Annotated in this window: 1 protein-coding gene; it reads right to left on the reverse strand. The window is 70.1% G+C overall.

Annotated elements, in window-relative coordinates; all coding sequences use genetic code 11:
• Nucleotides 1-33: 33 nt before the first annotated feature.
• On the reverse strand, nt 34-478 hold a 445-nt coding region (locus AC1DO7_RS41480), incomplete at its 5' end, for a TPM domain-containing protein (protein WP_477117604.1).

Below are 478 nucleotides of genomic sequence, written 5' to 3' on the forward strand. Positions count from 1 at the left end.
GCAGATACCCGCCCACGACAGCGGCAGCGCGGACTACAGCACGATTGGCCGGTCGTCCAGCTCGTTGCGGTTGGGTTTGCCGCCTTCGGCAGGGAAGTGCAGGGCAAGCAGGTGGTGGATCTTCTCCACCGCCGCCAGCACCGGCCTGACCGATAGCTCGCGCGCGAGTCCGGCGGCCAGGTCGTCGCAGATCGCGTGCCAGGTGTCCGGGCCGACGCGCGCGTCGATGCCGCGGTCGGCCAGCAGTTCCACTGCGTGATCGGCCAGGTTGATGTACAGCAGCACGCCGGTATGGCCTTCGGTGTTCCACACTTCGAGCGCGCCGAACAGCGCGCGCGCGCGTGCGCGCGGCGTGGTGCCGGCGAAGGCCAGTGATACGGGCAGGCTGGATTCGATCACCACCCGCACTTCGCCCAGGTGCCGCTGCTCGCCGGCGGCGACCGCCTGTTGCAGCTGCTGCCTGGCATCGGCGGGGAAG

The sequence above is a fragment of the Cupriavidus sp. 05N40 genome, from assembly GCF_056397305.1.